15 protein-coding genes, 1 other RNA gene and 2 pseudogenes are annotated in these 16,193 nt (G+C 50.5%); 7 read left to right on the top strand and 11 right to left on the bottom strand.

What is annotated here, in order from left to right:
* Positions 1 to 59: 59 nt before the first annotated feature.
* Positions 60 to 3,044, top strand: a complete 2,985-nt coding sequence (locus tag K7B67_RS00860; protein ID WP_252178478.1) for a hypothetical protein — start codon at positions 60 to 62, stop codon at positions 3,042 to 3,044.
* 77 nt (positions 3,045 to 3,121) lie between these two features.
* Positions 3,122 to 4,612: an SLC13 family permease gene (locus K7B67_RS00855; RefSeq protein ID WP_252178477.1), complete on the top strand. Its 1,491-nt coding sequence runs from the start codon at positions 3,122 to 3,124 to the stop codon at positions 4,610 to 4,612.
* A gap of 49 nt (positions 4,613 to 4,661) precedes the next feature.
* On the opposite strand, the gene K7B67_RS00850 is transcribed toward K7B67_RS00855, so the two are convergent.
* The 4 genes and pseudogenes from K7B67_RS00850 to K7B67_RS00835 form a co-directional block, all read right to left on the bottom strand.
* Positions 4,662 to 5,408, bottom strand: a complete 747-nt coding sequence (locus tag K7B67_RS00850) for an enoyl-CoA hydratase (protein WP_252178476.1) — start codon at positions 5,406 to 5,408, stop codon at positions 4,662 to 4,664.
* A 34-nt stretch (positions 5,409 to 5,442) separates the two neighbouring features.
* On the bottom strand, positions 5,443 to 6,339 hold the full coding sequence (locus K7B67_RS00845) for a 1,4-dihydroxy-2-naphthoyl-CoA synthase (RefSeq protein WP_252178475.1): 897 nt from the start codon (positions 6,337 to 6,339) through the stop codon (positions 5,443 to 5,445).
* Positions 6,340 to 6,827: 488 nt separating this feature from the next.
* Positions 6,828 to 6,989 (bottom strand): annotated as a pseudogene (locus K7B67_RS00840) (ISNCY family transposase); the annotation flags it as partial.
* Between the two features lie 329 nt (positions 6,990 to 7,318).
* Complete coding sequence (locus K7B67_RS00835) at positions 7,319 to 8,041, bottom strand: acyltransferase (RefSeq protein ID WP_252178474.1); 723 nt, start codon at positions 8,039 to 8,041, stop codon at positions 7,319 to 7,321.
* 102 nt (positions 8,042 to 8,143) lie between these two features.
* On the opposite strand from K7B67_RS00835, the gene K7B67_RS00830 reads away from it, so the two are divergent.
* Positions 8,144 to 8,761, top strand: a complete 618-nt coding sequence (locus K7B67_RS00830; protein ID WP_252178473.1) for a class I SAM-dependent methyltransferase — start codon at positions 8,144 to 8,146, stop codon at positions 8,759 to 8,761.
* Here K7B67_RS00830 and K7B67_RS00825 read toward each other — a convergent pair.
* From K7B67_RS00825 to K7B67_RS00815, 3 genes are read right to left on the bottom strand one after another with little or no spacing between them, the layout of a single operon-like run.
* The gene (locus K7B67_RS00825) at positions 8,758 to 9,849 is read right to left on the bottom strand and encodes a prenyltransferase/squalene oxidase repeat-containing protein (protein ID WP_252178472.1); all 1,092 of its coding nucleotides are present in this window, start codon (positions 9,847 to 9,849) and stop codon (positions 8,758 to 8,760) included. The two genes, K7B67_RS00830 and K7B67_RS00825, sit on opposite strands and share 4 nt — an antisense overlap.
* Complete coding sequence (locus tag K7B67_RS00820; RefSeq protein WP_252178471.1) at positions 9,842 to 10,600, bottom strand: class I SAM-dependent methyltransferase; 759 nt, start codon at positions 10,598 to 10,600, stop codon at positions 9,842 to 9,844. Before K7B67_RS00820 ends, K7B67_RS00825 begins: the two co-directional genes overlap by 8 nt.
* 23 nt (positions 10,601 to 10,623) lie before the next feature.
* Complete coding sequence (locus tag K7B67_RS00815) at positions 10,624 to 12,006, bottom strand: glycosyltransferase family 4 protein (RefSeq protein WP_252178470.1); 1,383 nt, start codon at positions 12,004 to 12,006, stop codon at positions 10,624 to 10,626.
* A 205-nt stretch (positions 12,007 to 12,211) separates the two neighbouring features.
* Here K7B67_RS00815 and ssrA point away from each other — a divergent pair.
* Positions 12,212 to 12,624, top strand: a transfer-messenger RNA (tmRNA) gene (gene ssrA / locus K7B67_RS00810).
* Positions 12,625 to 12,758: 134 nt separating this feature from the next.
* Here ssrA and K7B67_RS00805 read toward each other — a convergent pair.
* Positions 12,759 to 13,241 carry a hypothetical protein gene (locus tag K7B67_RS00805; RefSeq protein WP_252178469.1) on the bottom strand — a complete coding sequence of 161 codons (483 nt, stop codon included), beginning with the start codon at positions 13,239 to 13,241 and terminating at the stop codon, positions 12,759 to 12,761.
* A 58-nt stretch (positions 13,242 to 13,299) separates the two neighbouring features.
* Positions 13,300 to 13,461 (bottom strand): hypothetical protein, encoded by a 162-nt coding sequence (locus tag K7B67_RS00800; RefSeq protein WP_252178468.1) that lies wholly within the window; start codon positions 13,459 to 13,461, stop codon positions 13,300 to 13,302.
* A gap of 108 nt (positions 13,462 to 13,569) precedes the next feature.
* Here K7B67_RS00800 and K7B67_RS00795 point away from each other — a divergent pair, with 108 nt between their 5' ends.
* On the top strand, positions 13,570 to 13,872 hold the full coding sequence (locus tag K7B67_RS00795) for a type II toxin-antitoxin system HigB family toxin (protein WP_252180644.1): 303 nt from the start codon (positions 13,570 to 13,572) through the stop codon (positions 13,870 to 13,872).
* Positions 13,873 to 13,888: 16 nt separating this feature from the next.
* Positions 13,889 to 14,257, top strand: a complete 369-nt coding sequence (locus K7B67_RS00790) for a transcriptional regulator (RefSeq protein ID WP_252178467.1) — start codon at positions 13,889 to 13,891, stop codon at positions 14,255 to 14,257.
* 62 nt (positions 14,258 to 14,319) lie between these two features.
* On the opposite strand, the pseudogene K7B67_RS00785 reads toward K7B67_RS00790, so the two are convergent.
* A pseudogene (locus K7B67_RS00785) lies at positions 14,320 to 14,475 on the bottom strand (YqaE/Pmp3 family membrane protein); the annotation flags it as partial.
* Between the two features lie 18 nt (positions 14,476 to 14,493).
* Complete coding sequence (locus K7B67_RS00780) at positions 14,494 to 14,637, bottom strand: hypothetical protein (protein ID WP_252178465.1); 144 nt, start codon at positions 14,635 to 14,637, stop codon at positions 14,494 to 14,496.
* Positions 14,638 to 14,810: 173 nt separating this feature from the next.
* Between K7B67_RS00780 and K7B67_RS00775 the strand changes: the two genes are divergently transcribed.
* Positions 14,811 to 16,130: an ATP-binding protein gene (locus K7B67_RS00775; protein ID WP_252178464.1), complete on the top strand. Its 1,320-nt coding sequence runs from the start codon at positions 14,811 to 14,813 to the stop codon at positions 16,128 to 16,130.
* Positions 16,131 to 16,193: the final 63 nt, after the last annotated feature.

Raw genomic sequence — 16,193 nt, 5'->3', positions numbered from 1 at the left:
ACCGACCTGACTCGGTGCCGCTAAATAAAGAGACGGATTACACCAGGTCAGGCACTGACATGCCCACCATTCAAGAGCAAGTAAGTCATAATCTGACACTCATTGACCAGGCTGCCAGCGAAGGGCGGGCCTTTCGTGTCACTATGCACGATGGTCGGCTCGTGGTAGAGACCTCTCCAAAAGAACTTCTGGAGAAAGACCAATGGAAGCGTTCACACCTTAGAAACGAGGTTGCTGAAAGACAACTCAGTGAAATGGTGATCAGCGTCCTTGACGATTCTGAAAGCAGTCTATCCCTGCGAAAACAGATCTTTGATGGCGCCAAAGCTCGCCGGTACACTTTTTTATCGAACAAGAGAGCCAAAGCGATCGCCAAAAACGAAGCTCTGATGTTAAGCCCTTTCCAGAAAAAAGAGCCCGTTCCCACCCGGCCTTTACCGAAGAGAAAAGTCCGGCTGCTGGACGCCATGGAATCCAATGGACCGATCAAACAATTATCCGGTAACCCCGGCAGGCGCCCATTTGCTGATGCTATGAAAAGCAATGGCCCAATCAAAGTAATTCAAAAAAGCACGCCTCAGGAAATACCTCCTGTTACCTTTACGCCGCCGACCATTACGGTAACGCCACCGGCTGAAGAACCTATCCCCGACGACCCGACACCGGTAACGTTGCGGGAACAAACCCCTTATGTCCCGGTTTTCCAGGTAGACGGGCCTCCCGGTCAGACCAATCAGCCTGAGCGCCCTGTTATCTTTCCGAAATCCCCCCTGCTCATGCTCGAAGAGGCTCGACAAGAGCTGGAGGCAAAGCTCCCTACCGCTAATCTTGCAGACGCAGACTCGTTTCTGTGGTTGTACTACACCTGTGAGTTTCTCGAAAAAGACACGTCCGACAGCGCAGATGAATTGAAAGCGCAACTGGAGCAAAACTTTGCCGCTGCAGGTCTGTCTTCTTATTTCAACAAACGGCAAACCGAACAAAAGTGGCAGGCGGTTCGAGCACTGAAAACCGATATGTCGCCCGAAGCCTTCAGCCAATGCATCGATGAAATAAGTCAAATCAGCACCCCAATGCGCTTCAAACTGACCCAGGAATTGGTCCGGGATATTGATCAACTCAGTTTTCGCAAAATACTCTACCCTGACGGCGATCCAACCATAAGAGTCGATGCTTTTCAGCTGGAATTTCTTGAGCAGGTCAAAGATACCGATGAATTAATGGAAGAGCTGGGCTTTGAAATCGATGACCCCGATGAAAGTGACTTTCCTCTGGAAGCCATGGCAAAACTGGTGGATGTCAGGGAGAAACTCAAGGATGAACTATTAACCTACAGCACCGAATACGAGCCTTTCGCCCAGCTGGTTGATCAACTGAAAGAGATTGACCCGGTTGCCATCAGAGACAAACTCAACGAAGGGAAAACCCCTGCCGGGGAAGAACTACAGGCCATTATCGCGGCCAAAAAGCAGAAACTGGAAGTAGCCCGGCAGCTCGGAAAAAAATGGGGAGATTCCCTGCTGCTGGATGGACGCAACTGGCCCGACGACAACGCCAGGCAAACATTATCGAAACTGTATGATCTTGCCAGCCTGAACAGCCCTGCCATTGATGCCCACCTTAACCGCTGGCTTCTGGATAAACATCAGGAGGCCGAATACCACCCACAGGTTGTCATTGATGGCTCAGACCTTCACGGCCTGCTGGCGGCATTGACACAGGTTGAAGCAGGTGCCGATGTCACCCTGTTATTGAGCGCCGAGCCTCTCTTTGCTCCCACTGCGATATTGCGGCTCGACCCACAATGGCTCGAAACATTACGCTTTTATCTCGGTGAACCGTTTGACGCTCTGTTCAACAGCAACTCAGGACGGCTTGACCCGGACGGGTTTGGAGAAATTACCGCAGCCCCCCTGTATCAGGCTCTCTGGAAACAAGCGCTGGAGATGACAAAGCTTGAACCATCCCCCCTTAAAATGGTCTCCAATGCCAGGGTCGTGGATATTGAAGCGCCTGATCAGCAAGACGGAAAATACCTCGTTCATCTGGAACATCAAAGTGAGCAAAACACCCACAGGAACAAAGTCCCTGCTGACCTGCTGATCAATGCCGGGGCAACACTTAACGCTGCCAGTGTCGGCTATCTGGAAACAGAAACCCTTGATAATAGATTCCATGAAGCCGCCAAAGAGGAGCAGTCCAGGCCGCCAGTGCGCATAGCCTGTCGAGGTGCATTTTCATTACCCGAGCCTGCCATCGCTCTCCCGGCAAAGAGTCCTTTTAACGTGACGGTGACCGACCCGTCATTCAGCGACACACTGGTCGAAAATATGCGGCAGCGATTCGGTCATCAGGCACCTGCACTTTCTGGTGTAAGAGACCACGTTCAAGCCGGTATCCGGCTCAACCTGATCGAAAGGAAAGAAGGTTTCGAGGACGAAAGCCAATATACGCTCACAGAGGAATTACAAAAACTCCACCTCTCAATCAAAAATAAACCCTTGCAGTTGAAAACGGTTCACATCGAAAACCGGGAATCCATCCAGATGGACATGGAACTCCCTGCACCAATGTGCCAGTTTCTTCAGGCGGCAGAGGCATACCTTCAACATCATCAGGCCACCCCTGAGGAATCAGCAGCCATACGCCAGCAGATTCTGGCGGTCTGGTTTGAAACGGTAGCGATACAGATAGAATTGCCCAAACGGGGCATCCAGCCGGAACACTTGAGACAAGCGTCTCTGTCTACTTTTTCACCGGAAAAGACGACACTCGAGCCTGCCGTTGAAACGCTTAAGTCTCATAACAGCATTCTCACCCTGACAGCCGTGGGCCCTGCTGCCTTCAAACATCCATTATCACCGGAAGCTGGCCAGACCTCGGCCAGAGAACAGGTCTTCTACTGCCAGGAACTCACCGAAAAACTGTCGGAACGTCACACCCCGGAGGGTCACCTGAAGGATTCTGAAGACCTGCTGGAAGATACAGAAGATATGGAACAAAAGTACTTAACACTGCAAAGATTTGTAATTGGTAGTGATTAATCCTGCAAGAACCTCATTTTTTATTAAACTTTAGTGTTTCATCCCTCCGAAAACTAATAAATGAATAAGGTTGTATCATGTCCAGCCACCTTGAAACCCCTTCAGCTGTGAAGCAATGGACTGCAAGACTGGCTGTTCCCCTGTCGTTCTGCGCACTGCTTCTGGTGATCTCTTTGCCCCTGGAAGGCTTAACCGCCTATGGCCAGATTATGCTCGGCATTCTGGTTATGGCGGTTATTCTCTGGGTCACAGAAGCTTTGGCTTATCCCATCAGCGCCCTGCTTATTGCGGCACTGGTTACCCTTTTGACGGGTATTGTCCCCAGCAGTGAAACCGGTGCCATCCTGGGCACCAGCAAAGCCCTGGGGCTGGCCATGAAAGGCTTCTCATCCCCCAGCATCATTGTTATAGCCGGAGCCCTGATCATGGCGGCCGCTATGCAGTCCACTGAACTGGACAAACGCATTGCCCTGGCCATTCTGTCACGCATCCGCCCCAGTCCCGGCGCCATTATTGCCGGCTGCCTGCTGGTGGGGGTGGTGTTTTCCTTTATGATACCCTCGCCGACAGGACGTACTGCCGTACAGGTTCCTATTCTGGCAGGCGTCATCGCTACACTGGGTCTCGACCCCAAAAGCCGTCTGGCTGCCATACTGATGATCGGTGCAGCCCAGGTCAGTACCATCTGGAATGTTGGCGTCATGACAGCCACCGGCCACAACGTGGCAGGCCTTGAACTGATGTCTGAACACAGTGGCTTCGCCATGACCTGGATTCAATGGCTGATCCATGCCGGTCCCTGGTCGGCACTGATGACGGTCATCCTGTATTTCATTTTGAGAGCAGAGGTAAAAGGACAGTCGCTGAACGAAGACATCAGCAACTGCCTGAACACCTCTTCCGAACCCTGGTCCTTAGCACAGAAAAAGCTGGCTCTGTTTACCCTTCTCCTGATCAGCCTCTGGGTAACAGAAGGCACGCTTCATCACATTACCGTTCCCGCCACCATGTTGCTGATGTCCGTTTGTCTGCTGTTACCGGGAATCGGTGTCTTTGCAAGCTGGAAAGAGGTAGAGAAGCGCATTCCTTGGGGCGTCATCGTCATGTTTGGCATCAGCATCAGCCTGGGTCAGCAACTGGTCAGCACCGGTGCCGCGGCCTGGCTGGCAGAACGTTGTTTTTCATCCATGGAAATTCACACCATGTCGCTGACCCTGCTGGTGTTTGTGATGACGTTGTTTACGGTGGTCATGCATTTAGGATTTGCTTCAGCAATGAGCCTGACCGTGGCATTACTGCCGGTGTTCCTGGCTTTTACCGACACCCTGCCAGACACTATGATGCATAACGCCATGGGACTGGTACTGCTGCAACTGTTTGCCGTGAGCTTTGGGATGATCCTGCCGGTGAATTCACCCCAAAACATGGTGGCTTATTCAACCGGCACCTTTCAGGCCAAAACATTTGCACGGATCGGTTTGCTACTGACCCTGGCCTGTCTGCTGACGTTTGTACTCTTCTCCATGAGCTGGTGGCAGTGGACAGGGCTTTTGTCTCCGGTTCAATAAGCGGACTTTCTGGCGCAGGAGCCTGATGGTTATGATCCGTCACTGACTATCAGGCTTTCCCCATAAAGGTAGCCATAATGTCACGGGCTTCATCCGACTGAAGTCGTTCAGCAAAAAGAATGGCCTCGTCGTGCAGTCTTTTTTCCACATCACTGCGATAGGACTGCTTAAGCAACTGCTTAGTGTACTTTAGTGATTCTAACGGCTTGGCGGCCAAGGATTCCGCCTTGGCCAGAGCATGTTCAAAGATATGATCGGTATCCACAGTTTCATTAGCAATTCCGTAATCCCGGGCCGTTTCTGCATCAAAAAAATCACCCAGCATCAACAGTTCTGAAGCACGCTGATGACCCATCACCTGGGGCAACAGAAGGCTGGAGGCTGCCTCTGGCACCAGGGCCAGATTCACAAACGGTAATCTCAACTGGGCGTTTTTAGCAATGTAAACCAGGTCACTGTGCAACAGCATAGTGACACCGATGCCGACAGCGACACCGCTGACCGCGGCCACCAGGGGCTTTTCAAAGGCGACCAGTTGACGAAGGAACGTCATTACCGGGGAGTCCAGCCCCAGGTCTTCACTCAGGAAATCTCCCAGGTCATTCCCTGCTGTAAAGGCCTCTACGCACCCCTGAATCAGGACAACACGAACAGCATCATTGTTGTCAGCATCGGCAAGGGCCCTGGCCATATCGGTGTACATAGCACGGGTCAGGGCATTCTTTTTTTCCGGTCGGTTTATGGTTACGATCAGAACCGGACCCGTTTGCTCAAGCACTACATTATTTACAGACAAATTCACCACCTTTGAGCGTTGCTTTCTTGTTTTCCTAATAGTGATAAGGGAAGCGAGAAAAATCCTTAGGTCTCTTTTCCAGAAAGGCATCACGCCCTTCTTTGGCTTCTTCCGTACCGTAAGCCAGTCGAGTCGCTTCGCCGGCAAACAGCTGCTGGCCCACCATACCATCATCGGTCATGTTCAAGCCAAATTTCATCATACGAACCGCTGTGGGGGATTTCTCACCGATAATACCGGCCCATTCCAGTGCCACTTCTTCCAACATTGCGTGGGGGACTACTTTGTTGACCATGCCCATTTCAAAGGCTTCCTGGGCAGAGTAATCCAGCCCCAGGAAAAAGATTTCACGGGCCCTTTTTTGCCCGACCATCTTGGCCAGATAAGCTGAACCATAACCCGAATCAAAGCTGGCCACATCCAGATCGGTCTGTTTGAAAACCGCGTGTTCTGCCGACGCCAGTGTCAGGTCGCAAACAACATGCAGGCTATGACCACCGCCTGCGGCCCAGCCAGGCACCACCGCCATCACTACCTTGGGCATAAACCGGATCAGTCGCTGAACTTCAAGAATATGCAAACGCCCCAAACGGGCCGGATCGATCTCATCCTGGGGCAAGCCCTCATACTTGTAGCCGTCTTTGCCACGAATACGCTGGTCGCCCCCGGAACAGAAAGCCCAACCACCATCTTTCGGCGATGGGCCATTGCCCGTCAGAATCACAACACCCACATCGCTGGAGGTTCTTGCATGTTCCAGTGCCCGGAACAGCTCATCCACTGTTTTGGGTCGAAAAGCATTTCGACACTCGGGTCGGTTAAAAGCAATTCTCACGGTTCCCTGATGCCTGGCCCGGTGATAGGTGATGTCTTCAAATTCAAAGCCATCCACTTCCTGCCAATGTTCTGGATTGAAAATTTCAGAAACCATAAGACCTCCCGAGACACCTGTAATGTAGCGACAAAAAATATTAGCGAACAATTGTCGCACAACGGCCAGACAGCGCCAGTACCTGATTTACCTAAAAACTACTTTCCAGAACCCTGTTGGATTGCCTGAAGCATAGTCCTGTCTTTGCGATGTGGGAAACCTTTGTTATGCGTTCTACCAGCCGCCTGCCCTCAGGGCGAAGATTGGCTATCCTTGCATCAGTGCGGATAGTCATTGATAGAGTTAAAACTTACCACTAGGTGCCTGCCCGAAAACCCACAAATAATCCGATGCAGCAGGCAGCAGCCAAAATTTTTTGATTAAAATTTAGCCTACTTATTTGAGGGTGCTACTTTTTGGTTAATTTCTGTTCATTTTATGAACAACTTCCCGATTTTTGGGCACAGGGCATCCTCACCCAAAGGTGAACCTGGTTGCCAACAAGCCAGTTTCTCTTTTCAGGCCGCTTTTTTACTTGTCTGGACTGCCTGCTTTATGACCAGATGGTGCAGGGTAAAGCCAAACTGATCCTGTAATACGCAGACTCTGAGGCCAAGCTCCATAGGGGTGCCAGCCTTACCTTTGCTGATCCATTCAGTATGACGTTCGAATAAAGAAAAAACCTTCTCATTATGAGGTATGCTTTCATTCGAGGAATATCGTCCCTTGACCTGAGGTTGAATGTAATGGCAGAGATGTCAACCTCGCCAAGCTGCATTTGTGGGTTGATGGTTTGGCGCATAAGCGGAAAAGGCTCGTTGTGGAAAATCTTCGTTCCCTATATTGGGCTATAAGCCTATGTTTTCACGTGGTTGAGGGTTTTCGGACAGGCACTATCTATGAAAACAGTGCAATTACTGTTTGATGGATCATGAAAAACTACCAAGTGCGCAATCTTAAAATGCCCTGTCTTTACAGGGCTTTTCACCGTTTTGGGGGCCGGATTCCTGTTTTGCCTGTCTGCTTCCAGGCGCCTCAGTTAATCACCCTTTCTGGGAAACAGCTTGTGACGAACCCAGCCTATCAGGGTATTTCCCCCTGAAACGTAGCGATCCAGTTCTTGCTGCATCTGAAGATAATGATCACTGTCGCGAAACATAAATTCTCTTTTCAGCATCCGCCGACGGGGGTTCAGCTTTTTGATGACTTTAGCCGGATTGCCACCCACCACCGAATTGGCGGGAACATCTTTTACAACCACTGCACCTGCTGCGACTACACTGTTCTCACCGATGGTGACGCCTTTGCCGACTTTGGCGCCATGCCCCAGCCAGACATTATCTTTCAGAACAATGGCTTTGCTGCACCGGAAGGGTCGCAGTCGGTTATAGAGACCGTGCCAGTCACTGTCGGACAGGTAGCAGTCGGCGGCAAGCATACAGTTGTCGCCTATGCTAATGCTGGCGGCTGAGGAGATCGTTGTTCCCGGGGAGATCAGGCAATAATCACCTATGTTAATTTCACCCTGGATGCCCCGGCCGCTCCAGGTCGAAAGACTGACCGGGTTATGACGGATACTGAGCAGGTGGACAAAACGACCGATGGCAATACCGGCACCATGAACATTGACCGTGGAAGGGTGAACGACCATAGGGTGTTCACCCAGATGTTCAAAATGTTTGCTGAAAAAGTGCTGGATATAAAACTGCTGCCAGCGATCCGAGAGCTTCTTGATCCAGAAAGGTTTATGATTTTTACGCACTGCTCAAGCCTGATTTGTTATTATGCCGCTGAGGCCAGTCGTCTGACTGAACTACTTCCGACGTATAAAATGAAAAAACGAACGATTTCTTTAAAAAAAGCTATGCCTGTACAACTGCCCCTCAATATCGACTCAGTGAAAGGCTTTCTGGCACCGGATGAAGGTGAAGCCCTTTACCAGTTCGCACTGGCAGCCAGCCAGCTGGGTCCCTGTCTGGAAATTGGCAGCTACTGTGGCAAGTCCACGGTCTACCTGGGCGCTGCCTGCCAGCAAAATAACAGTGTGCTCTACGCCGTGGATCACCACCGGGGTTCAGAGGAGCACCAGCTGGGAGAAGAGTACCACGACAGTGACCTCTACGATGCCAGCATTCAACAGATGGACAGTTTCAAAGCGTTCCGAACCACTCTGCGTGAAGCCAGGCTGGAGGATACGGTTGTCCCAATTGTTGCTCCTTCTGCGGTAGCGTCCCGTCACTGGGCCACGCCTCTGGGCATGGTGTTTATTGACGGTGGCCACAGTGAAGAGGCGGCCCAGACGGATTTTCGCAGCTGGGTCAGCTTTATCAGGCCCGGTGGTATTCTGGCCATACACGACATCTTTCCCAATCCCGAAGACGGTGGACAGGCGCCTTACAATATCTGGAAACAGGCGAAAGCCTCGGGATTGTTTGAAGAGCTGCCGATGGTCAACACCTTGGGACTGTTCCGCCGTCGTTAATGGTTCACTGCTGCCAGAGCCTCTTCGGTTTCTGGCAATTCCACTTCCGGTTTTATTTCAAGGCTCGACTCCAAAAACAGACGAGAAGCCGCGGTGTGCTCGGTCAAAGCATCGGCTGCCAGCAAAATAGCAGCGGCTGTCCAGGTGGTTTTCTCCTGGGGCCAGATCACGTCTTCAGCGTATTGATAGCCGGTCCAATAGCCACCATCGCTGTCGCGCCAGTTGTGCAGCCAGCTGTAAAGCTGGGTGGCTTTCTGGTGTTCACCCGCGGCCAGCAGTGCCATGGTCAGCTCGCAGGATTCGGCAATGGTGACCCAGGGTTGATCGCTGACGCAGACACAGCCGATATCCTTGCGCACAAACTTGTCCCAGGATATCTGGATTCGGTCACGGGCTTCCTGACCACGGAAGACACCGGCCAGAATGGGGTAAAACCAGTCCATGGAAAAACGCTCTTTGCTTTCCCAGGTGCGGTCAAAGTTCTCAGGATGATACTTCAGGGCCTGCGCCAGCCGTTGCCAGGCATGGTGCCATGTCTCAACCTTTTTGTTCAGGGCCTGTGCGATCAGAATGGCGCATTCCAGGCTTTTCAGAATCGAAGAGCAGCCGGTAATCAGTGCATCTTTTTCTGGCTGGCCCTCTTCTGTAACGGCCCAGTAGATTTCACCCGTAGGCGACTGTTGTCGTAGTACAAACTGGATAGCACTTTCGACCATTGGCCAGTTCAGTGCCAGAAACCCGGTATTTTCAGTAATCAGGTAGTGATGCCAGACACCGGTCGCCACATAGGCGACAAAGTTAGTTTCTCGTTTGTCACTGTACAGAGGCTTGCCATCCTGATAGTTGGCGTACCAGCTGCCGTCTTCCAGCTGTTCTTTTCGCAGCCAGTCATAAGCCCTTTCTGCTTCTGGATAATGACCAATGATACTCAGCCCCATGGCGGCTTCGGTATGATCCCAGGGGTCCAGCTTGCCACCGGTAAACCAGGGAATGCTGCCATCGTCCAGCTGTATGGACAGGATGTGCTCCGCTGTCTTGTTCAGAAAATCTATTGGAAACAGGCCTTTGGTCAGCAGCAGGCTATCCATAACAAACCTCCTTGTCCGTATCGTCGGCTTTGCCTCTGCCCGGCTCCCATTCGAAATACATCACCACACTTTTGCCCATAACCGGGTCAAGCAGCTTTTCGGTAATACGAGTCACCTTCGGCTTTTTCATAAGATCCCATACCAGCAGCTTGTGGTAATAATCCACCAGCTTGGAAGGCTGCTCCCACTTCCAGCACTTCAGCCACCAGTAAGGAACGTGCAGAGCGTGAGCCCAGTGCCGTGAATAACGACGCCAGCCCAGCGATTCAATATCATGGCGAAGGTGCGTGGCATTAAAGATGCGAATATGGCCGCCTTCAACCTCATGGTAAGCCTTGCTCAGTCGCCAGCAGATGTCTTCCGGCCAGGCTCGTGGAACACTGACTGCCAGCAAACCATCGGGCTTCAGTACCCGTTTGATCTCAGCCAGCACTCCCTGGTAATCAGGAATGTGCTCCAGCACTTCGGAACAGATTATTTTGTCGAACGCGTTGTCTTCAAAAGGCAGCTCCAGAGCGTTGCCCTGAATAAAGCGAATACTGCGACCGTCGTCTGACTCCTGCAGAAATGGAATCGATTCCTGCTGCCTGCCACGGGCTGTTTGCAAATCTTTTTCGCACAGGTCAATCCCGGTCACATCCACCCTGGCCTCCAGCCAGGCAGCAATGGCATGACGGCCCTCACCGCAACCCACGTCCAACACTTTATCGCCACTGCGCAACTTCAGACGATTAAAATCTATGGTTTGCATCTTGTCTCACTTATCCCCTGGCATCAGCTGCTGACAGCGGTTTGCTGGTCAAGGTCAGCATCGGCAGCCACTGTGGCTTTTAATTCTTCGGGTTGTTGTTTGCTATCCAGCAGGTTCTGGTAATAGTGGCTGAACTGTCTGGCGGCTACTTTCCAGCAGAAAGTTTCCAGAATTCTCTGTCGGCCCAGCTGACCGTATTCAACCCGTTTTTCAGGGTTTTCTAACAGCGTCCGCAAGGCTTGTGCCAGAGCTTTGCTGTTACCCGTTTTGACAATCAGGCCAGCATCGCCCACCACTTCGGGCAGGGCGCCACCGTCTGAAGAAATCACCGCACAGCCGCAGGACATGGCTTCGCCAGCGGGCAGCCCAAAACCTTCATAAAGCGAAGGGGATACAGCAATAGCGGCTTCAGAATAGTACGCCACCATTTGTTCAGTGGAAATGCCGGACACAAACCTGACCGCTGAGCCAAGGTCCAGTTGTTGCAACTGCCTTGCTGTCTGACCCTCTTTATTCAGTTTGCCAACTACCAGAAGTTCCAGCTCAGGATAGTCGGGTTTTAACAACGCCATGGCTTCCAGAAGGTATTTTAAACCTTTTAAAGGCTGATCCGCCGAAGCCGTGGTCATAATTCTGAATGGTTTACGCTCAATATCGGGCTGAGGGCTGAAGGTTTCGGTATCAATCCCGTTATAAATAAGACTGATGTCGTCAGACGGACGCTCAAAGGCTTCAGCGATATCGCCCCGGGATTGCTCTGAAACGGTGACGATGTGCTTCAGTCCACGAACCACTTTGCCCTGCATGTTCAGAAAGGAATACCAGCGGCGGATCAACAGACGGTGCTGCCAGTCGGGCGCAGCATCCAGGGCCAGTTGTCGGTCACGGGTTATGGGATGGTGGACAGTGGCAACAACAGGAATGCCCTGCTTTTGCAGCTCCAGAAGACCATAGCCCAGACTCTGGTTGTCGTGAATAATGTCGTAGTCATGACCGTTTTTGCGCAGATATTTCACGACCCGACGGGTAAATGTGTAGGGCTCTGCAAACCCTCCGGTCAGCATGGCCCACCATTCAAAAAAGTCAGACCAGGATTTCAGGTGCCTGGGCCTCAGGGCGGTGACATGGCTGTCAAGACTGAACAGATCCAGACTGGGGATTTCAATCAGGCCGACCCGGGGATCAAGATCCGGATAGGGAGGGCCAGAAATAACGTCCACCTTATGGCCTGCTTCTACCAGCGCCTTGCTCAGGTACTTGAGGTAAATACCCTGACCGCCCACGAAGGGATGGCTGCGATAACACAGCAGACAGATACTGAGTGACCTGTCAGGCTGTTCGGGCACTTTAGACGACAGCAAACTGGCTGTGGTCAGTGTGTTGGGTAGTTTTTCTTGTGTGGTCATCAAACAACCTGTCACCAGACTGGCTTATGAGGTAAAAACAGCGTCGGTTATTGAACGTCTGTAAAAATCGACCTTTATAACACTTTTATGCGCAATAAAGTGTGATGAATCTACACTTTATTGCACGTAAAAATGTGAATTAATAAAAAATTGGCTTAATTCTGTAGATAACCTATAACTAAAGGGTTCCATAAAGTTTTGATCCGGGGGCGATCTGGATTCGACGACGGTATTGAAACCTTAGGTGCATGCCGAGGACGTAGTGGTTCTCGTTAATCAAAACACTACAAACCTTATAGTTGCCAACCTGGTAGCTCTTGGAGACGCTCAAAACGACACCTTCGAACAAGGTGTTGCATTTGCAGCCTGATCGTAGCTAAACCCTACGAGTCTCCCAGTCTTTCCGGCTCGTCTGCTGGCCGGTTTTTGGACTGTCATCGTAAGTAGACTCGCGAGGCCCGGCGTGCCTGTAGCTGGCCAGCTAAAACTTAACAGGATCGCTCAGTAGAACCCCGACCGCTGGGTCGTTATTGAGTTAAACCTAAAGGCGGATCTAAGCATGTAGAGCCGAAGGCTGAGAATCGGCGGACGCGGGTTCAATTCCCGCCGCCTCCACCAACACAGAGCCCTGTAGGTCATCGACCTGCAGGGCTCTTTTATTGGCTTGAAGAAATAGCGTCAAGGCCATGAGCCTGAGCGGAGTTTGGGTGCCATTGATAATCTGGAGCGTGAGAACCAGGGGTGTACGGATATCAGAGCTCAGCTGCACCAGGATCATAACTGACCCAGACTTTAATCTTGCTGCTATCGCTATTGTCAATCCATAACAATCCGTCTGGATCTGCATCTTCGCCTATCACTGCATAGGCATTCTGATGCAAATCTTTAAACCACAAAAGTTGGGCTGATCTTTCAGAATGATCTTTGCCTTTTACCTTGAACAGCACGGAAGCCCAAGACCTGTCACAGATACCCGTATCAACGTAATGAATACTCATAGTTCGTCCGTTTCCCGGAACCGTCAGCACAGAGGCCGGTGAGACCCAATCAACGCATGCATCCGATGGATCCTGCACTGGCGTAACTATGTAAACATCTTGATCTTTATCAGCCCCGATTTTCTGTAAGAATTCTATGTGCCCGAAACCATCGGAGGAAGCATTCGGGGAAGAGAGTAAGAACACAGCCACCAATAGCGCGGGCAGAAAGCTTTGGCTTGTCTTTTGCATCAACATAATCGAACCTACTGCCGTATAACAACAGTAAGTATTCTAGGACACTCTGGTGTTTTTGCTAGCAGCCTGTCGGACTTAACGACGGCGATCGGGGGTAGAAGTATCGCCAGAAAAAAACCTTATAGTTGCAAATCTGGTAGCTCTTGGAGACGCTCAAAACGACGCCTTCGAAGAAGGGGTTGCAGTCATAGCCATCGGGACTTTCTATTTTTATTATCAAGATGTGTTTTCGCCTGCACCTAACTTCGCCACGCAATCTCATCTACTATGTTGATTCTCCATTCTACTATATTTGAATAAGTCCCATTTCGGGACTATTATTGGCATTATGAGAATCATTGCTTTATCAACACTGAAAGCTTTCTGGGAAAAACACTCAGAACACCAGGATGCTAAAGAGCCCGCGCTCGTCTGGTATCGACATGCGCTAGCGGCAGACTGGAGTACACCTGCCGATGTAAAGCAGGACTTCAGAAATGCAAGCATACTCAAAGACGGGCGCGTAGTTTTTAATATTGCGGGAAACAAATATCGACTGGTCGTTTGGATCAACTATGCCTATCGCGTTGTATACATCCGATTCATTGGCACCCATAGACAATACGACAAAATCGATGTACACACCATCTAATAGCGGGAAGAAAACTATGGACATCAAACCGATTAAAACCGATGCCGACTACCGAGCAGCATTAAGAGAAGTAGAAGGCCTCATGAAGGCTGGCGCTGATACTCCTGAAGGCGAAAAACTGGATGTTATGGTGACGCTTATCGAAGCTTATGAATCAAAGCACTTCCCTTTAGACTTGCCCGACCCTGTCGAAGCCATCAAGTTCGAGATGGAGCGTAAAGGACTAACAGTCAAAGATCTCGAACCCATGATTGGCAAGAGCAATCGAGTCTATGAGATTCTCAATCGTAAACGCTCTCTTACGTTGAAAATGATCTGGAGGCTGCATGAAGGCTTGGGTATTCCAGCGGAGTCTTTGATCAAGCCACCACAAGCACATGCCTAATCTTCCTGACCTTTAATGGCCTCAATCACTTTCTGATTACGCTTGTCTGCCAGATGACTGTTGACAACAAACAGCGCATGAATGATTCCGGGAATCCATCCCAGCAGGGTGAGAATAATGTTAAGGATCATCTGACCCGGCTTGCCACATAAAAGTACGGCGATCGGAGGTAGAAGTATTGCCAGAAAATAACGCATAGTGTCTCCCTGAGGCTGCATCCATAATCGTCTGTCGTTTTATGCGGCAGCAGTAGTCTGGTGCTGAGCAAGCAAATCAAGCAGTCTCAGCACTTCTTTCTGAAGGTTTCTTGAGGCCATGGCAAGGTTGGCAGCAAATTCTTCCGCAGTACCCTGTTTACTGTCCACACAGAATAGCTTCATCAGTCGGACTTATATCTTTCCGACTGTTGAAATACAAGGCTCAGTGGGCAGGGAGGTCGGGAACAACCTTTTATCTATTAAAAAGTACGAAAAACAATACTTTTTAATACCATAAAGTACGAAAAAGTGATTATTATTCTACAATAGAATCCAAACCACAGCTTTTGGTGACCATGGATAGATTACTCAATACCCAGCTACTGGACTGGAAAACGCAGCCAAAGCGCAAACCTCTGCTGTTGAATGGTGCCCGTCAGGTAGGCAAGTCTTACCTGATAGAGGAAAGTTTTGGTAAAGAGCACTTCAACCGGGTGCTCAAGCTGGACTTTCTGGCTAACCCCCATTTAGCCGGACTGTTTAAAGCCAGTCTGAACCCACAGGACATCCTTCTGAATATCGAGCTGGAACTGAGTGTCGACATTAACGCCCGTAGTGATCTTCTGTTTTTTGATGAAATTGGCGAGTGCCCTGCGGCGTTAAGTTCGTTGAAGTTCTTTGCTGAGCAGCGCCCGGATCTCTACCTGTGTGCCTCTGGCTCTAATATCGGCCTGCTGAACTCGTTCCCGGTTGGCAAGGTAGAAGCGCTGGAGCTGTTCCCTATGTCTTTTGAAGAGTTTGTCATGGCATCGGGAAACATGAAAATCCTGGAAGCCTTCAGACGAGGACTTCAGATCCAGGCCGCTCACAATAAACTATGGGACTTGTTGCTGGATTACTACTTTGTCGGCGGCATGCCTGAAGCAGTAAACACCTGGTTTGCTGATGGCGGAAAGCTCAATGGCATTAATGAACGTTGCAGCCAGATACGAGCCATCCACCAACGCCTGTTATCTGGCTATCTTCATGACTTTGGCAAGTATGGCGGAAAGGTTAATGCACAGCACATAGAAAGGGTTTTTCGTAATGTGCCCTTGCAGCTCTCCAAAAACATCGATGCGTCGGTTAAACGTTACCGCTTCAGCGGTGTGATCGAGCGTAAACGCAGCTATCTGGATTTAATCAGCCCTATCGAATGGCTCGAGAAAAGCAAACTGATGTCACGCTGCTATCCAATTGACTGTGAACCTAAATCTCCCCTGTCTGCCTATCGCAAAGAAAATTTTTTCAAACTGTTCCTGTTCGATATCGGGCTGCTGGGACATATGCTGGACATCAGTTATCAGGAGCATCGTCAGCAAAGCTATGAGCACAAAGGCTATCTGGCTGAGAATTTTGTCCAGAACGAGTTAAGAGCCAGCGGTTGTTATCCTACCTACTCCTGGGACTTCAGACAGGCTCAGATTGAGTTTCTTTTTAAAACGGATGATGGCGAGATCCTCCCGGTCGAAGTGAAATCCGGTAAGCGCACACGGGCAAAAAGTCTGAAATCTTATGTAGAACGATACCAACCGGCTCGTACGGTCAAATTGATTGGCTCTGTGGGAGGGGTTGAGCAAGAGCGGCAGAATATAATCTGGCCTTTGTATTATGCAGGTAGGCTCAAGACTTTGTGACACTCCCTACCTGATCACTGCCCTTTAAGACCAGACAATGGTGGCATACCGTTCACACTGAAC

This window comes from Endozoicomonas sp. 4G, from assembly GCF_023822025.1.
Taxonomy (GTDB): domain Bacteria; phylum Pseudomonadota; class Gammaproteobacteria; order Pseudomonadales; family Endozoicomonadaceae; genus Endozoicomonas_A.
Note: the sequence above shows the minus strand (reverse complement) of the source record. Positions and strands in the feature narration are given on the sequence as shown.